The organism is Segatella copri (assembly GCF_024330485.1).
Lineage (GTDB): Bacteria > Bacteroidota > Bacteroidia > Bacteroidales > Bacteroidaceae > Prevotella > Prevotella copri_L.
This window is the reverse complement of sequence record NZ_JANDWX010000002.1, coordinates 121228-139645: the sequence shown is the minus strand read 5'-3', so window position 1 is coordinate 139645 and position 18418 is coordinate 121228. Positions and strand designations below refer to the sequence as shown.

The window sequence follows — 18418 nt, the reverse complement described above, 5'->3', positions numbered from 1 at the left end:
ACCAAAGCACAATGAAAAAAACATTATTATATAGCTTAGCAGTCTTGGCAAGTGTTACACTTGCCAGCTGCAACGGCGACTACGATGATTGGGCTAATCCTCAGACCAATCCACAGGAGGCCTCAGCTGCCAAATACGGAATTACTTTCGCAGCAGGTACTGAAGCTGAAAGTAGCTTGCCAGACGATGACGGTATTATCAATCTCGTCACAGTCAATTCATCAGATGCAGATGTTACAGGTTTCACACTCAAAGACTTGAAAGTAAATGGCGAAGCCATTAAAGGCGAAATCAACGGTAACAGCATTCAGGTAGGCGCAACAGAATTGGAGAAGATTCTCTGCAGCCAGAACAAATCACGCGCAAGCGTTGCTCGTGACATCAACGTTGAGTCTAAGGTTTCTGTCAACTTGGCATCAGGTGATGCCGTTGCCATCAATACTGTAGGTACGACTACAGCCAAACTTAAGCCATCCCCAACTCCTGCTATTGATGAGAAAGGTTACTACATGCTCGGTGAAGTTAATGGCAATGGATGGAAGCCAACAAAACCTGTATGGATGAACAAAGTGTCTGATGGTGTTTACCAGCTCAAGGTCACCACAGAGAAAGATAAGAACTATTTTAAGTTCTACGAAGGTAGCAAGTGGGATGAAACCGGCAACTGGGATGTTATCAACACAGGTGTCTTGGGTTGCGAGAAAGACGGTAGCGAAGATGCTTCTGGTACAATCTATTATACTGGCGACAGCTGGGGTACACCACAGACCATGGTTATCGTAGGTACTGGTACATGGATTGTAACTCTCGACATGAACAACCTGTCTTACTCTGTAGGCAAGCCTATCCTCTATATGGCAGGCGATGCTAATGGCTGGGCAACAAATGACTATCTCGCAGGTGAAGATGGTGTAAAATTCACTGGTTACATGTACCTGAACCAGAATGGTTTCAAGTTCTGTACTCAGCCAGAGTGGAAGGGCACCAACTATGGCGCAGACTTCAATACTGCTCCAGATGCAGCCAACATCACTATTACAGAACCTGCAGGTTACTATCAGGTAGATGTTGATTTGTCTGAGAAGAAATACGAACTGACTCCTATTACATCTATTGGAATCATTGGTAGCGCATCACCTAATGGTTGGGAGTCAGACGTAGATATGACTTACGTTCCTTACAATAAAGATACCAAGGAAGTTAATGGCTACTGGGAAGTTAAGAACATCACATTGAGTGCTGGTGAAATCAAGTTCCGCGCCAACGACGATTGGGCCATCAGTTGGGGTGGAGAGTTAGATAACCTCACAACAAAGAATGGTGGAAACATCACTGTAGAAGCAGGTACTTACGACATCAAGCTTTATGCTTGGGCTGAAGGCTTTGCTAAATGTGTGATGACAAAGAAGTAAGCATTTGCTTCATCAAATAAACTTAAAATTAATAGGCGGCTCTCAATTCCGAGAGTCGCCTATTTTTTTTTCTTTCTCCTCATCCTTTTCAAGTATTTTTTCCCAAAAACCTTGGAAGTTACGAGGAAAAATCGTATCTTTGCAGAAGAAAAGCTGCACTCGGCAAATTGAAAGCAAGCTTTCTTTGCGCTCGTTTGCATTTTCTTTGTCCCAAAATCCGTATGCCTTCTGTTAGAAGACCAAATTAAAACATTACTCTATGGATAGTTTGATACAATATAACAATGCTGTCAACGCTATAAAGACAGCCATACTTCAAGGACAATATGAAGCAGCCAAAGGTGTGAACCGCATACAACTTGCTTTATATTTTGCCATCGGAAAATATCTTTCACAACATACCCGCAAAGGAGTATGGGGCGAGGGCGCATTAGCAGCCATCAGCGAACAACTTCGTAAGGAACTACCTGGTCTTCGAGGATTCTCGGAAACTCAAATGAAGGATATGAGACGTTTTTATGAAGCATGGAATATGCTTGACAGCAATTCGGCGGTTGCAACCGCCGAATTGTGCTTTGAGAATTCAGCGGTTGCAACCGCTGAATTACAAAATAGTGAAAATCAGATAGATATATTCCATACTTTATCTATTTCTAATATTCCAGATTTTCCTGTTGAGGACTTCTTTAAAGTACCATTCACACACCACTCTTCCATCATTAGTGGACCAAAAGAAACTTCGGCACGCTTTTATTATATTCACCGCACTGTAGAGGAACATCTTTCCGTAAAGAAGCTCCGCCAACTTATAAAGGAGGATGCTTACCATAGCCAAGGACGCATGCCTAACAATTTTACCAGGACCATCAACAATCCTAGGGAAGCTCGACGTGCAGTAGAAATGTTCAAGGATGAATATCTACTTGACTTTATCAATGTAGAAGAGATTGGGGAACGCGAAAAAATAGATGTCGACGAACGAGTTGTAGAACAAAGCATCGTTCAGAACATCAAGAATTTCATCATGACCTTTGGCAGAGACTTTGCTTTCATCGGCAACCAATACCATTTGGAAATCTATGGTGTTGAACAATTCCCAGACCTGCTGTTTTTCAATCGAGAATTGAACGCCATGGTTTGCATAGAGCTAAAACTTGGCGAGTTTAAGACCTCTTATCTTGGGCAACTTTTTGGCTATCTCCAAATTCTCGACGACAAGGTGCGTAAGCCACACGAGAATCCGTCTATTGGAATCATTCTTTGCCAATCAGCAAACTACTCTTATGCAGAATATGCTGTTCGAGACTACAGCAAGCCGATGGGAGTTGCTACCTACAAGACGTTGGATGACATGCCTGAAAGGTTACGCAAGGCTTTGCCTGATATGAAGAAAATGATGGACTTGCTAAAAAACAAGGAAGAATAATTATTGTAAAAACAGAAAGTAAAATCATTGTCATCAGGGATACGCAAGTCATCCTTGACAGAGATGTTGCGGAATTGTATGGAGTAGAAACCAGAGATATAAACAAAGCGGTTAAAAATAACCCCAAAAAGTTTCCCCCTGGTTATATTATTGAACTGAATAGCAGCGAGAAACAGGAACTGGTGGAAAATTTCCACCGGTTCAATACCCTCAAGCATTCCACTGTTGCACCTCACGCATTTACTGAACAAGGACTTTATATGCTTGCCACAATTCTGAAAGGTGATTTAGCCATCAGTACAACCATTGCCATCATTGATACTTTCACTCAACTTCGCAAATTGGCAAGAACTATAGATAAGGTGAATGAAGATGCAAAGGAGCATGGTATTTTTACCAGACAAAGCAACAGAAGGTAAGATACAAGCTGCTATGAACGAAGTCTTCGCAGATAAGCTGCCATTAAAAATGCGCAGATTGACTTTTGGGGTAAATTTAGGAGTGCTGAAATTTTCTATAGAAACCAAAAGAGAATCCAAAGAATAAAACAATATAAAAAGGAGGAAAGAATATGAACATGTTTGAACAGATGCCATTCAGCGAGAAGTATCCAGTCTTCCGCAAGTTGGCAGAAATAGGCGACCTCCGCAAGCTCTCCCGAGAGGAACTAGAGCTGTATGACGAGGACATCAAGAATATGCGTGATATATATTCCACCAGAAAGTTTGATGAAAAGAAAGGGATGGAAATAGGTATGGCGAAAGGTATGGCAAAAGGTATGGCGAAAGGTATGGAAAAAGAAAAGCTAGCCACAGCTCGCCGCCTTCTGTCCATGGGACTTTCTGATGAGCAAGTATCAACAGCCACCGAACTTCCACTGGAGGAAATCCAGAAATTGAAGGAATAAGCCTGAACCGGACTGAGCTTTCAGGGAATACGCCCCGAAGGGGCAGAAGCCCCTAGCCCAGGGCATCGCCCTAGGTAATTACGGACGCAAAACTGTCGCCCTGCAAGGGCAAAAGCTTCAAAGAATCAGGTTGGGGTAAGCCTGAATTAATAGATAAATACGAGTTACAAGAGGTAGAACTACGATTACCTATTCCTAATGAAACTGGTGGTCAAACTGGTGGTCAAACTGGTGGTCAAACTAGATCACCAAAAACAATTGAAAAGGTTTTTGAATTAATAAAAGACAATCCGTATATAACAAGACAAGAGCTCGTGGACAAACTAGCTATCAAGGCAAGTGCAATACAAAAACATATAGAAAAGCTAAAGGCTCAAAAAAGAATAGAGCGTGTTGGTTCTTCTACATTTGGAGGCCATTGGGAAATCAAAGAATAAATAATCCTTCGTTTCATCATCGAAACAACAATATTCAATAGGCGGCTCTCCTCCATTCCGGGAGTCGCCTATTTTCTTTTTCTCCTCCCCCTTTTCAAGTATTTTTCACTTAAACATTTGGATATTAAAGAGAAAAGTCGTATCTTTGCATAAGAAAAGCTGCACTCGGCAAATTGAAAGCAAGCTTTCTTTGCGCTCGTTTGCATTTTCTTTGCGGTAGCATTAAAAATAACATTAAAAGGAAAGCAATATGAATGTAGCTATAAATAATATAAAAACAACTATAACTGTTCCGCAAGTTGACTTCAACTTATTAAAGAAACTGGCAAAGAAGTTTGGCTGGGTTATTCAAACCGAAAAGAAAAGTGGTATTAAAGAAGCCCTAGAAGATGTTAAAGCTGGCAGAGTATATCATGCAAAAGATGCTCACGACTTAATCAAACAGTGCTTAGAATGAAATACTCTATTACAAACATTGTATTATAATTAATCTAACAGCCATTGTTCGACAAACATACGGAGGCAGAGTGTATGGATATATTTGATTGTTGGATTTATATAGTGAAGAATATGAACATGTTTGAACAGATGCCATTCAGCGAGAAGTATCCAGTCTTCCGCAAGTTGGCAGAAATAGGCGACCTCCGCAAGCTCTCCCGAGAGGAACTTGAGCTGTATGACGAGGACATCAAGAATATGCGTGATATATATGCCACCAGAAAGTTTGATGAAAAGAAAGGGATGGAAATAGGTATGGCAAAAGGTATGGCGAAAGGTATGGAAAAAGAAAAGCTAGCCACAGCTCGCCGCCTTCTGTCAATGGGTCTTTCTGAAGCGCAAGTGGCAACAGCCACAGAGCTTCCGCTGGAGGAAATTCAGAAAATGAAGGAATAAGAAGAGATTACTAGGCGGCTCTCGTTTTCGGGAGCCGCCTTTTTTGTATGCCTTTACGTTATGCAAATCGTATTAAGCCTTCTGCACGTTTTCAAGATTTTTATGATTATATTCTTTAACAGACAATGGGATGGATTTTTGCACTTGCTTGTTGAATTCGCATTCTTTGTCTTCTATGAAAGATGATGCATATATATATAATAATGTGATAACTTGTATCTTTTGGTGTAAAATATTAGGTTTATTTATACTTTGATATATGTCATGTGATTATACGACATTTGTCATCCGACCGTACGACAAGTGTCGTATAAACGCATGACAAATGTCACGCAATCGTAAGAAAGGCTTCCTTGCATCGTTATAATTGATTCCTTGCATCATATAAGTTGCAGCATTGTTATCATCCATCTCACCATAGCCAAGCATCGGGACGTAATTTTCATTTCCTCAGTTGGCTATGATTCCTCCTCTCACCAGCCATTTCGCAAAGAAGCGGTCGCTAACCAGATAGCCAGTCGGAGTCTTGCTTACCAGCTGCTTATCTACCAATGCCTTTAATGCTGTTTTCACGCTGCTCGTAGCTGGAAGATGGTGGGTGCTGATAAACTGCTGGCTCAACGGCGAAGATACCAAATGCTCACGAGCTATCGCCCCCAAAAGCATCTGCTGGTTCTCGGTTAGCCAGGCACAATAGTTCTGATAAGTCATCGCCTGCTCCTCAATCAGCTCCAGAATCACCTCATCTACCAGAGACTTCGTAATCTCGGAAGAAGCATGCTCGTAGATGCCATGCAATATCGACTGCACATACCAGGTTACACGATCAGACTGCTGATAAATATAAGAAAAGGTAGATTCATCTATCGACCTGTGCTGAGATGCCAACAAGCGATTGGCAAACTCCCGATACACCTGCTCCCCGATGCAAGGCAAAGACAACACCAGCGAACTCTGGAAGAATGGACGGTTTGCCGACAGAAACATCTCCTGCATCATGTGCTGCTGACTGCCCGAAAACACGAAATATACATTCGGCAAGAACTGGATATAAGAACGGATCATCGCCTCAACCCCATCCTCCGGATAACTTAATATCTGCTGAAACTCATCAATGGCAATGTAGCATCGCTTTCCCGATTGCTTCAAATATTCAAAGATTCGTTTCAAACTCTCCTTCCCTTCACTCGGTTTCAAGTCTAAAGAAAAAGAAGGAATGCCTGTCAATTCATCTATCGTCAGAGTAGGACGCCAGCTGCTGAAGAATTCCTGTACCTTCCGAAGGGCTGATTGGGAAACAGTATCCAGCTTTCCGATGATTTCAGAAGCCATCAGTTGCACCATCTGCTCCAGATTCTTGGTGGCAAAGATGTCGAGATAGAAACACTTCACTTCCGCATATTGCTCCTCCATCTGATGGAATACATGATGAATTAATCCCGTCTTACCCATACGGCGTGGGGCAACCAACGTGATGTTACGTTCATTATGCAGCGAAGAAATCATTTTCTCCGTCTCTTTCTGGCGGTCGCAGAAATACTCTGCGCCCTTATAGCCATATACCACAAAAGGATTGTTCAATCTTGCCATATCTTGTTATCATTCATTATACAAACGTTCATTGCGCTTTTTACGCAACGCAAATTACGCAATAAAAAACGAGACCGCCAAATGTTTTCTAGTTTTTTAATAATAATTATCTCCTAAAGCCGCCTCTGATGTACAGACAACGGAATAAGCAAAAATACTTCACACTGCACTACTGTGGAAAGGTAAAGGCTGAAGCTGCTAGCCCAGGGCATAAAAAATCTCCCACAGATTCACACAGATTCATTATCTTTAACCCAAGTTTTACATAAACGAAAATTTTTTTTAAGCTATTTGGTGGCAAAGAAAATGCAAACGAGCGCAAAGAAAGCTTGCTTTCAATTTGTCGAGTGCAGCTTTTCTTATGCAAAGATACGACTTTTCCTCGTAACTTCCAAGGTTTTAGGGAAAAAATACTTGAAAAGGATGAGGAGAAAGAAAAATAGGCGGCTCCCGGAATTGAGAGCCGCCTATTGGTTATACTATTTTTATTATGATGAAACAAATACTTATTCTACTGTGCAGTAGATATTGTCTTTTGTCTTTCTTGTTGGATACAACTTGACAGTTTTGCCTGCTACTGTAATGTTGTCACCACCTGCTGTCAGGTTGTTGATGCTTCCACCGAGGTTGATGTCCCAACCACCATTTACGCGGAACTTCCAACCGTCGGCTGTCACACCAACATTAGTTGCCTCGAAGCAATACTCTTCAGCATTCCAAGTCATGACTGCGTCGCCATCCCAATTGTTGAAGCCACCAATCATACCCATGGTCTCAATCTTAGTGGCTGTGATAGTGCCTTCTGAAAGATTAACATCCATGTAGTAAACACCTTCTCCTGCATTTACGCCGAGGTTGCCATTGTCGACGCCGATAGCAGCTCCACCAAAGCTTACAAATGTACCTGCACCAATAGCATTGTCCCAAATACCTGCTTTACGCTGGAACTTGAACTCAAAGCCAGCAGCGTTAGGATCGGCCAAATAAACATAACCAGTGTATACGCCCTTTGCATCGTCTACGAGAGCAAGCTTCTGGTCAGAAGATTTCCAACCATCAGTACTACCGATGAAGTAGATGAATGGATCGTAGTTAACCTCCTCTATGGTATAAGAGTAGTCCATCATGTTGATGGTGAGCTTATACTTACCAGCCTTGGCAATCTTACCTGCCTTAGCGTCACCGTTTGTCAGCGCACCAGTCATACTGTCGTCGCCGTCAACCTTAGGTCCTACAACACCTGGAGCCCAGAGGTCATCTGCATCAATGTTTTTCTTAGGAATAATCTTCCAATACTGGTCTGCCTTGGTTGTTTCGAAAGATACGGTGAAGACCGGATCCTCATATACATCCTTGTCGCTGTGGTTGAATGCTTTTGCAACACCCTTAGTCCAGCCATTTACGTCATCTGTAGTAAACATGTCGCCTACGAGGTAATAGCCTTCTTCGATAACTGGAGCCTCAGGAATAGCCTTAACCTGGAATGTTTCAGATGTAACCATCTTTACGGCTGTTGAGCCATTGCTTTGCCATGCGTCAAGAGTAGCATCGATGTCGCGCTCTGTAGGACGCTTGCCATACTTATTGGTGATGTAATTTACCAAGTCAGCTTTTGCCATGTTACCATCAGCATCAATGTCGAATGACTGACCATCGAAATTAATCTTGAAACTAGGCGTGTAAGTATCTTTGGTAGAAGTAGGAGCAACAATGCTCGCTACTTTTACCTTATCTCCTGTAACATCTGCCAAGTTGATGACACCTTCTGGAGTAACGCTACCGTTTCCAAATGATACAGCTTCCTCCTCAGGATTTGTCTGTGGGTTAGCCCAGTCTGTGTAGTCCTCGGTACAAGATACCATAGACATCAGCAGGGTCATTCCCAATAATATTTTCTTAATCATAATTGTCTATACTTTAAGTGATTTACAATTTAACGATGCTGAATGCACCTGTGATGTCGTTGAATGAGATGACGTACTTGCCTTCTGCCAAGCCGAGGTTCTTGCCACCAGCCTCACACTTACCGAACATATTGATATCGCCGTCTGCTTTGCCATAACCCCAGCTTGTATCCCAAGATCCTGCAATCTTGAACTTGAACTGTGCAGTCTCGCCAGCAGGAACTTCCATTACATAATACCAAGCGTGGTTCTCAACGCCTTCCGTGTTGTAAGGAAGCATTGGAGTATCTGCCCACTCGTTGAATGAGCCAGCAATCTGGATAGTACCATAGTTGGTTACATTACCCTCGTACTTCACCATAGTGGCTGTATTGTTGGCGGTGTTCAATGTGATTGTGTAGTAACCGTCTGCTCCTGCAAGGATATGACCACCATCGCTATTAGTTGAACCACGATAGGCGATATTGTCCTTCAACTTTCCACCGCCGTCCATACTGTAATCCCAGTTGAAGCTTGAAGGCAGAATCTTGAAACCTGCTACAGCAGATTCTGCATTATCGTTGAATTCGTCTGTAAGGAAGTAGTTAGTGTATTCAATCTCACCAGCACCAGTCTTCTTGTCGTAAGAGAAGTTTGGCTTAAGGAACATAGGAAGTGCGTCAACACCAATACTCTTGTCACCAGCCCACTTGCCGCCAAACATGTTACCTACGAGATACCACATTGTTGGAGTAGCATCCTTCAACTCAATATAGTAAGGTTTTACCTTAAGTTGTACAGAGTTAGATGCGATAGGATTCAGACGATTTGTGCCCTCAAGGATGAAAGCATTCACACGTACATACGCATCCTGCTCTGCAGGAACATTGTCTTCTGTTAATTTCAGAATCTTTACCAAAGCCTTGTCTATTTCTTCAGCAGAGGCTGAAGTTTTGCATTCCAGTGTAGTGTGGCTGAGTGCTGCATAATCGGCAACTTTCTCGCCACTCTCGTCTGCAGCAGCTTCATCAGTAGAAACTGTGAAGGTGTTGGTTGGAGATACCTGTACCTCGTATGTTACATTGATTGGGGCATTGTCGGCAGTGTACTTAGGCTGTGACCATGAAAGGCTAAGTCCTGTAGAATGCTCCAAGTCAATAGTAGAATTTACATATTCTGGAGTATTCAACTTGAACTCCGTAGGCTGGATCAGCGTAGGGTTTGAGTCGTTGTCATCCGAACATGATGCGAATAAGCTGATGATGCCGACAAGCATAGCACCAATTATATATTTATTCTTCATATTGCGTTTACTTTTTATGAATCTATTATACTTTAGTTTTGAACCTCGTTATATCCGTCAATCTGTGTCAGGTTCGGGTTGGCAAGAATCTCAGAAGATGGGAGAGGATATACATTAAACTTCTTGTCGAAGGTTGTACCCTTCTCGTTACCACCCTTAAGTTCCCAATTGTATGTAGCCTGACTGCCACCAAACTGATTGAAACGAATCAAGTCGGTACGGCGGAGACCTTCGCAGTACAACTCACGGGCACGCTCATCAAGCACGTCTTCAAGAGAATATGTTTGACGTTTTTCTGCGTGGGCACGATCGCGAAGAGCATCAATCCATCCCTTAGCCTTATCAGAATTTGCGCCGTTAAGATGCATTTCTGCTTCAGCAGCGTTGAGGTAAGCCTCTGCTACACGGAAGAGGAAGAAGTCTGTATCTACTTTTTCCGTATCATGTGTAGTTCCATGGTTGGAGTAATTGTTATTCCATTTTACAATGGTGAGTCCCTGTTTGAAGGCGTCATTCTTACCCAGGTCTAATTTATGGTCTACACCCCAAATCATGGCACGGTCATCAATACCCATAGCGCGAATCTGTTCAGCAGTCTTACCTTCGAAATCCGAAGGCTTGTTGACAAATTTGGTTAAGAATGAAGGACGAACACGCATACCTGACCAGTTGGTAGCAGATGTACCTAATGTCTTACCTGTAACAGTTCTGGAATTAGCATCTATACTTGCAGCAACGAAGAAAAGTGAACCTCCGTAGCCTTGGGTCTTGTCGCCATCCTGCATCAATGGCAGAAGAGCCTCGCAGCTTGCACCATTCGAACCATTGTCGCCCATGAAGAGCATGTCGTATGGCTTGTAGCCGTTAGCCTTTGCCTCTGCAGACATATCTGTTTCGAGGAAGAGTTTATAGTCTGAATTAATTACTTTCTCTGCGTATTCAAGCGCCTTGTCCCAATGAGGATTGTTCTGACCATCATTGTTGAGGTATGTACCGGCATTGAGGTACAGACGGCTTAAGAGCAACCAGCATGTTCCTTTGTCTACACGACCATAGTCTGCTTCTGTATCTTTCTCAGGCTTTGCTGCCAATAGGTCTGGCTCTGCAGCAAGCAATTCGCTTTCTACCCAGTTAAACAAGAACTCACGACCCATCTGAAGAAGCTCTGCACGAGTGTAACTCTTGTTTGGATCATATTTAGTATTGTAGGTGTGAGCCTGACGTGGAGTCTCTGACGAAATCTTATCTGTGAATGAAGGATCGCCCCAGAAGTCAAGCATCAATAAATAGTGGTAAGCACGGATAACACGTACCTCTGCATACTTGGTCTTATCTTCTTTTGCTGCCTCGAGTCCTAAGAAATGATTCTCGAATGAGATATTAGACATCATACGATAGTACAAATACTTCAGAGTTTCATTATCTGCTTTGAACTGGTTGTAGCTAATTTCGGTGAGACCACCATCAGACCACCAACAGATTGATTCGTCAGTAGGTAACTCATTGAAGTTGTATATGTTACGTATCAAAGTGGATTTGCCGTTGTCTTGAATGTTGAAATCGGCATTACCATCATTACCTTCCATGATAAGTCCAGCATAGCACTTGCTATACAAGCCTGTTATGTTTGGATTTGCGTCACTATTTGGATCAATGTTTCCCTTGTCCAAATCATCCATACAAGAGCACAAACTTGCTGAAAACAGAAGCGCTGCAGCAGGAACGATTGTTTTGAATTTATTGAGTTTCATATTGAAATCTATTTTAAATTGTTAGAAGTTGAGGTTCAAACCGAGCAGGAATGTGCGGCAGCGTGGATATACGTTGCTGTCCTTACCTGATGTCTGTTCTGGCTCGAGACCTTTGTACTTTGTGATGGTAAACACGTTAGAGCATGAGGCGTAGATACGACCTGAGATACCCTTGTAGTTACCCATCTTAAATACATTATCAAAATTGTAGCCCAAAGTGATATTGTCACACTTCAAGAAGCTTGCATTCTGTACAAAGTAATCGGTACGAGGATAGTTGTAGGAAGTCCAACCTAAGGCTGCTATTTCCTTTGTACAATTCTCATAATATCCCTTTGGATTACAGAGAACAGATGTGTTAGCCTTGCTTTCTGCGTATCCGTTGTAGAGATAGTTTCCAAAACTTGCACGGAAGTTACTTCCAAGATCCCAGTTCTTGTATGAAATCTTGAAGCTGAAACCGCCTGTCCAAGGAGCTACGATATTCTTGTAGAAGTATCTATCGTTCTCGTCAATAGAACCATCACCATTGCGGTCTACGTAGCAACCCATGATAGGGCGTCCGTTCTCATCGTATACCTGCTGGTAAACCAAGAAAGAGTTGGCTGGCTTACCTACCTTATGATAGGTGATTGGCTGGGCTTGACCTACTGTCATTCCTGCTTCAATCATATCGCGACCGCCTGCAAGCTCAGTAATCTCGTTCTTGTTGTAGGCTGCGTTCACGCTCAATTCAACAAACCAGTCTTTGGTCTGGATAGGACGACCTGTTACAGCAACTTCAAAACCCTTATTCTCCAAGGTACCAGCATTCTTCAACAGTTTGTTGTCGAAGTTCTGGCCTGCTGGGATGGTTGTTTCACTCAGAAGGTCTGTAGTCTTGCGGTAATATGCATCAAAGTTGAGGACCAATCTCTGGTCGAACATACCGTAATCGAGACCGACGTTCCAAGTAGTGGTTGTCTCCCAAGTCAGGTCATCATTGTATGCCAATGGACGATAGAGCAATCCAGTGTTGTCGCCGCCACCGATAGGATAGAGGTGGTGATTACTTGTACTCTTCTTATAGGTAGCGGTGTAGTACTCTCTACCTGTATCCTGCTGACCGGTCTTACCCCAACCAAGTCGGAGTTTCAAGTCGCTGATAGCGTCAACTTCTTTCAGGAAACTTTCTTCTTTAACACGCCATGCGAAGGCTGCTGCAGGGAAGAAACCCCAACGGTGTCCGTCTGCAAATCGGCTAGAACCATCATAACGTGCGGTAAATGTAAGGAGGTAACGATCCAACAAAGAATAGTTGGCACGACCATACCAGCTCACGAGATAGGTCTGACCTCTCCATCTGCTAGTATCGTAAGCCTTTTCTGTACCAGCAAGAGCTTCACCCTTGTCATTCTTTCCTTCGTAGGTAGATGGATACATGGTTCTGCTCCATTTGTCTCCCCAATATTTCATGTGGCTATACTCGTAACCAGCTGTGATATCGAAGTGGTTAGCCTTGTTGAAGTCCTTGGTATATTGGGCATAGGCTGTTGCTACAACGTTATACTTCTTTTCTGTATCTTCACTTTCTCCACCATAGTAGTATGCGTAGGTAGACTGTGGATTCTTGTGATCATACTCACCACCGGTGGTATATTCACCAGCTAAGTTGACATGCAGATGCAGGTCTTCGAAACCATGAATCTTATAGTCTGCCTCTACGTTGCCCAAGAGAACATGTGCACTCTTGTTAAATCCGTAGTTCTCTACCTTTTCAACAGGGTTGGCTGGAGCATCTGAATTGCGGTCGTATGGGAAGGTTGGGTCGTATGATTTACTCTCTTGTGCCCACTGCCAATAGCCGCCCCAGTTCTTGAATTTCTCATCACTGCTCTTAACAGGACGGGTAGGGTCCATTGTGATAGCTGCACCAACGGCATCCTGTCCACCAGGAACTGTCTTTGAGTAAGAATATTTACCATTGATATTCAGGTTGAGGTGCTTGTTGAGCAAAGAAGGACTGAGGTTGAAACCAGCAGTAACACGCTTGTAGTCAGACCCCTTCAAGATACCTTCCTGACCAGTGTAACCAACGCTGACGCGGTAAGGCATTGACCATGATTTCTTATTGATGCCACCTGATAAGCTGACATTATGCTCATGGCTGACAGCTGCACGGTAAATCTCATCCTGCCAGTCGGTATCGTATGTGCCGGCAGCATAGTTAGGTGTACCATCAGCATTGTATTCCTTCCAACCTAAGCCTTGGTAGGCAGATGAACCTTCGCCATAATAGTTCTTGATGAAGTCAACGTATTCTGATGCGTTCATCACATCCAACTTCTTACCAATAGTACTTACTGAGACTGTACCATTGTAAGAAACCTGTGGCTTCTGACCGCTGCGACCCTTCTTGGTGGTAATGATGATGACACCATTAGAACCACGGGAACCATAGATGGCTGTAGCAGAAGCATCTTTCAATACTGTGAAGCTCTCGATATCGTTAGGATTGACAAGAGAAAGAGGGTTGTTAACACCCTTTGTATCATTGTTATCCATAGGCATACCATCGATAACAATCAATGGGTTGTTGCTCGCAGTAAGAGAAGCACCACCACGAATACGGATCTGTGCACCTTCACCAGGAGCACCCGTTGCAGAGTTAACGTTTACACCGGCAATCTTACCCTGGATCATATCCTGTGCAGATGTAATGATACCATGGTTCTTCTCATCTGGCTTGAGTGCAGTAACAGAACCAGTCAAGTCGTTCTTCTTAGCTACACCATAACCGATGACAACGATTTCGTTCAAAGACTTAGAGTCATCTTCCAAGGTAATGTTCATGTTACTAGATGCCTTCACTGTCTGCGGTGTCATACCCAGATAGGTGAATGTAATCTTGGCACCTGGCGCTGCATCAACTGAGAAGTTACCATCCATGTCGGTAATGCCCACTGCCTTACCGTTAACTGTAATGGTAGCACCCATGATAGGCTCACCAGAAGCATCCTTCACATGTCCCTTAATTGCATTACTCTGCGCAAAGGAACTCACCGTCAGAAGCAGACCGCTTGCTAGGGTCAACGCTCTGAGAGGCAATTTTATTTTTACCTGCTTCATCATTTGCTTGATTTTTAAGTTTGCAACTTGCCCTCTCCTTCAAGTTTCTGAAAGCATCATGTACCTAAAAGCGTACCTAAAGAGGCTTGATTTGGTCCAAAAGGTTCACCGCCTCAACCTTCTTTCTGTTCACTATCTCGGCATATACTTGCGTGGTTATGATGTTTTGATGTCCCAACAGTTTGCTGGTGGTATAGAGGTCCACTCCCATCGTTAGCAAGGTGGTGGCAAAGGTATGACGAGATACATGAAAAGTAACTGGCTTGTCAATGCCTGCCTCCCTAGCCCATTGCTTCAATCGATAGTTGACCGAGAAGAACGATGGCAGCTCAAATACCTTGTCATCAGCCCTTGCCTGTCCTCTTGCTGGCATCCACGACAAAGCATTCTCCGACAAGGGTACCGTTACCACATGACGGGTCTTCACCATCAACTTGCTAATATAGTATCCCTCCGTACCTTTTCCGATATCTGCCCATCGCAATGTCCTGACATCACTGATGCGCAAACCACAGAAACAAGCGAAGAGGAAAGCTTGCTTCACGGTTTCATCCTTGCAAGGAGTAGCCATCAACAATCTGATTTCCTCGATGCTGAGATAGCAGCGTCGGCTCTCTCCCTGACCAATCAGCTTTTTCTCTTCTTTCTTCAGTAGTTTGGTGGGATTCTCAGGTATGATACCTTCTCTCACCGCCTCATTCAATGCAGTAACAAACGTATTGTAATAGAGGCGTGCCGTACCCTTCGCCAAGTCTTTCTCATGATGTTCGCCCCGCTTGGGCACATCCGTACCAATGGTCTTGGCATGAGCCAGATACTGTACCAAGCCTTCGCAATACACCTTGTCCAGTTGTGCCATGCGAATATTCTCACCCTTGTATCTTATCAAATGCAAGAGGGCATGCTGGATGTTGACAGCATGACTGCCGCTCTGTCCCTGCTGTCTTTTTTGATCAGCATATAGCAGCATCCAGTCTTTTAAGAGCATATCCTTGGTCACCATCTCTCGCTGATAGTTACCGTGGCTCATACTCCACTCCCTGATTCGCTCACATCGGATGAGCATAGCGGTGCGCAAAGTAGCTTCATTCTTTGCCTTAGCCTCCTTGTCGCTTCCTCTTTTGTCATCTACCAGCAACAATCCCTTCAACCGCTCGTAGGTATAGCCTCTACCCTTGCTTCCTGCTTGGTAAGTACGCAGATAGATTGCCTTGTTGCCATTCTTCAAAGGTTTCACCCAAATCTTGATGGGTTCCTTTGCTTTTGTTTTAGTTCTCTTTTTCGCCATAATCTTTACTGTTTCATCTGTGCAAAATTATATGCAAAATATATCTTCATCAAGTCTTTCAAGTTAAAGTACCTAAAGACGTACCTAAAGAAACAACTTTATTAGTAAATGCAAACGTTTGCACAAGAAAATCGCTTGATTTGCATCAATTTTTGAACAAGCTAATGAAATAAATCGTAACTTTGCCAACGAAAAAGAATACAACTTACAATTAAACATAAGATAGTAATCAAAAAATACAATGATAATTATGAAGAAGATATACCTTACACTCATCGCTTTACTGGCAAGCATCAATATGTTTGCACAAGGTTGGCCTGCTAACTATAGTGGCGTCATGCTGCAAGGATTCTCATGGGATTCTTACGACTACTCCCAATGGACAGTCTTAGAGAAGCAAGCCGATGATATGAAAGGATTCATCGACCTTGTATGGCTTCCACAAAGCGGTAAATGCATCGAAACTACTCAGGTAATGGGCTATAAGCCATATTATTATTTCAACCAGAATTCTTCTTTCGGAACAGAGGCTGAACTCAGAAGCCTGATTACTAAGTTTAAAGCCGCTGGCATAGGCGCAATAGCAGATGTTGTGGTCAACCACCGCAATACAGACGGCTGGTTCACCTTCCCTGCAGAGACATACAATGGAGTGACATATAAGATGCAGCCTACCGACATCTGCAAGAATGATGATCGTGGAGCTACTGCTAAACAGGCAACCAAAGAGGGGGTAAGCCTCAGCAATAACAATGATGAGGGCCAAGACTGGGATGGCTGCCGTGACCTAGACCACAAGAGTGCAAACGTGCAGAAGATTATCAAGGCATATCTGAAATTCCTGAAGGAGGATATGGGATATACCGGTTTCCGCTACGACATGGTAAAGGGATTCAGTGGTTCTCACGTAGCTGACTACAATGATGCAACAGGTGTAAAATTCTCTGTGGGTGAATATTGGGATGGAAACCCATCTATCATCAACTGGATTAACAAAACCAACAAGAAGAGTGCTGCCTTCGACTTCCAGTTCCGTTATAATGTTCGTGACGCAGTAGGCGTAAAAGACAATAAGATTGTTTCATCGCCAAACTGGTCGAAGCTGAAGAGCGATAATAATCTGATGCATGACCCAACCTACCGGCAGTATGCCATCACATTCGTAGAGAATCACGACATGCAATACCGTTCTAAAGATGAGCAGCTGGATCCTCTTAAGCGGGATACGCTTGCTGCCAATGCCTATATGCTCGCCATGCCGGGAACTCCTTGCGTGTTCCAGCCACACTGGAGAGCCTACAAACAGGAAATCAAGAGCATGATTGAAGCCCGCAAACTTGCAGGCATCACCAACATGAGCAATTATACCAACAAGATGGCGCAGACCTCTTGCTTTGCCAATGAGACTACTGGCAACAAGGCGAAACTCATCGTGGTTGTAGGAAACAACACCAAGGCATATACTCCAAGTGCTGATTATGCACAGATTCTCGAAGGATACCACTACCGTTATTATCTTTCTAAATCTGCAGAAACCGCATGGTGCAACATACCATCAGGCGAATACGAGGCAGGATTCAAGGCTAAGCTTACGGCTGTGAGCCAGAACAGCAATGCCAAACTGGTATACACTACTGACGGCACAGACCCTACAGCCAAAAGCAAGCAGATTACTAATGGTAACACCATCAATATTGACAACACCTGCACCTTGAAGGTTGGCTTGCTCAGCAACGGAACCGTAACAGGTATCCGTACCTACAATTATACCATCAAGGCATTCGAGCCATATACCATCACCATATATGCCAATGCCGACCAGGTAACCAACTGGGGTTCAGCCATGTATTTCTACGCATGGAATTCCAGCGAAACCATTACAAAAGCCTGGCCAGGTACTGCTGTAACAGCAACCAAGACGCTGAACGGTAAGAAGTGGTACTATATGGACTTCAAGATCAAGAGCAAGGATGCTATCGTAAATGTCATCTTCAATCAGGGAAATGGAACAGGCAAGAAGCAGACCGAAGACATCAAAGCTGTCAATAGCACCAAGTATTATGAGATTACCCCTAAACAGAGTGATGGCAAATACACCTGCAAGGATGTTACCGCCATCTGGGCACCAACAGGCATCACAGGAACTCCAACCATAAGCAATACCACAACAGACAATGCATGGTATACACTTAGCGGTATGAAATTGGGTAAGAAGCCTGCTGAGAGCGGTGTTTACATCCACCAGGGAAAGAAAGTGATTATCAAATAAGAATATAACAAATAAGTTCAAAGAATAGTTTCAGTTTTTAGTTTAAGTTTTTCAGTTTTAAGTTTTTAAGTTTTTAGGTTTATTAAGGTTTATGTTTTTAGGTTTAGTTTTGTGTGAACAAAATTATTAGTTAGTTGTTTTAGGTTAGGA

Annotated in this window: 13 protein-coding genes and 1 pseudogene; 8 read left to right on the top strand and 6 right to left on the bottom strand. The window is 43.3% G+C overall.

Going from position 1 to position 18418, the window contains the following annotated elements; all coding sequences use genetic code 11:
• Nucleotides 1-11 precede the first annotated feature (11 nt).
• The 7 genes and pseudogenes from NNC77_RS03140 (at nucleotide 12) to NNC77_RS03105 (ending at nucleotide 5076) form a co-directional block, all read left to right on the top strand.
• Nucleotides 12-1412, top strand: coding sequence for an Outer membrane protein SusF domain-containing protein (locus NNC77_RS03140; RefSeq protein WP_254969815.1), 1401 nt, complete (start codon nucleotides 12-14; stop codon nucleotides 1410-1412).
• Between the two features lie 259 nt (nucleotides 1413-1671).
• Nucleotides 1672-2838 (top strand): PDDEXK nuclease domain-containing protein, encoded by a 1167-nt coding sequence (locus tag NNC77_RS03135; protein ID WP_254969816.1) that lies wholly within the window; start codon nucleotides 1672-1674, stop codon nucleotides 2836-2838.
• A pseudogene (locus NNC77_RS03130) lies at nucleotides 2835-3384 on the top strand (ORF6N domain-containing protein). Before NNC77_RS03135 ends, NNC77_RS03130 begins: the two are co-directional and overlap by 4 nt.
• Before the next feature lie 25 nt (nucleotides 3385-3409).
• The gene (locus tag NNC77_RS03120; RefSeq protein WP_254969817.1) at nucleotides 3410-3745 is read left to right on the top strand and encodes a transposase; all 336 of its coding nucleotides are present in this window, start codon (nucleotides 3410-3412) and stop codon (nucleotides 3743-3745) included.
• Between the two features lie 77 nt (nucleotides 3746-3822).
• Complete coding sequence (locus tag NNC77_RS16655) at nucleotides 3823-4182, top strand: winged helix-turn-helix transcriptional regulator (RefSeq protein WP_367398718.1); 360 nt, start codon at nucleotides 3823-3825, stop codon at nucleotides 4180-4182.
• A 250-nt stretch (nucleotides 4183-4432) separates the two neighbouring features.
• Complete coding sequence (locus NNC77_RS03110) at nucleotides 4433-4639, top strand: hypothetical protein (protein WP_117588152.1); 207 nt, start codon at nucleotides 4433-4435, stop codon at nucleotides 4637-4639.
• A 44-nt stretch (nucleotides 4640-4683) separates the two neighbouring features.
• Nucleotides 4684-5076, top strand: a complete 393-nt coding sequence (locus NNC77_RS03105) for a PD-(D/E)XK nuclease family transposase (protein ID WP_254969819.1) — start codon at nucleotides 4684-4686, stop codon at nucleotides 5074-5076.
• 450 nt (nucleotides 5077-5526) lie between these two features.
• Here the strand turns inward: NNC77_RS03105 and NNC77_RS03100 are convergent, their stop codons facing one another.
• The 6 genes from NNC77_RS03100 to NNC77_RS03075 form a co-directional block, all read right to left on the bottom strand.
• Complete coding sequence (locus tag NNC77_RS03100) at nucleotides 5527-6666, bottom strand: AAA family ATPase (protein ID WP_217744311.1); 1140 nt, start codon at nucleotides 6664-6666, stop codon at nucleotides 5527-5529.
• Nucleotides 6667-7172: 506 nt separating this feature from the next.
• Nucleotides 7173-8570 (bottom strand): Outer membrane protein SusF domain-containing protein, encoded by a 1398-nt coding sequence (locus NNC77_RS03095; RefSeq protein ID WP_254969821.1) that lies wholly within the window; start codon nucleotides 8568-8570, stop codon nucleotides 7173-7175.
• A gap of 22 nt (nucleotides 8571-8592) precedes the next feature.
• Nucleotides 8593-9852 carry a SusE domain-containing protein gene (locus NNC77_RS03090; RefSeq protein WP_254969823.1) on the bottom strand — a complete coding sequence of 420 codons (1260 nt, stop codon included), beginning with the start codon at nucleotides 9850-9852 and terminating at the stop codon, nucleotides 8593-8595.
• 32 nt (nucleotides 9853-9884) lie between these two features.
• Nucleotides 9885-11603, bottom strand: coding sequence for a RagB/SusD family nutrient uptake outer membrane protein (locus NNC77_RS03085; protein WP_254969824.1), 1719 nt, complete (start codon nucleotides 11601-11603; stop codon nucleotides 9885-9887).
• Nucleotides 11604-11624: 21 nt separating this feature from the next.
• Nucleotides 11625-14711 (bottom strand): SusC/RagA family TonB-linked outer membrane protein, encoded by a 3087-nt coding sequence (locus tag NNC77_RS03080; RefSeq protein WP_254969870.1) that lies wholly within the window; start codon nucleotides 14709-14711, stop codon nucleotides 11625-11627.
• A 76-nt stretch (nucleotides 14712-14787) separates the two neighbouring features.
• The gene (locus NNC77_RS03075) at nucleotides 14788-15999 is read right to left on the bottom strand and encodes a site-specific integrase (protein WP_117691944.1); all 1212 of its coding nucleotides are present in this window, start codon (nucleotides 15997-15999) and stop codon (nucleotides 14788-14790) included.
• Nucleotides 16000-16249: 250 nt separating this feature from the next.
• Here NNC77_RS03075 and NNC77_RS03070 point away from each other — a divergent pair, with 250 nt between their 5' ends.
• Nucleotides 16250-18268 (top strand): alpha-amylase family glycosyl hydrolase, encoded by a 2019-nt coding sequence (locus tag NNC77_RS03070; protein ID WP_117728756.1) that lies wholly within the window; start codon nucleotides 16250-16252, stop codon nucleotides 18266-18268.
• Nucleotides 18269-18418: the final 150 nt, after the last annotated feature.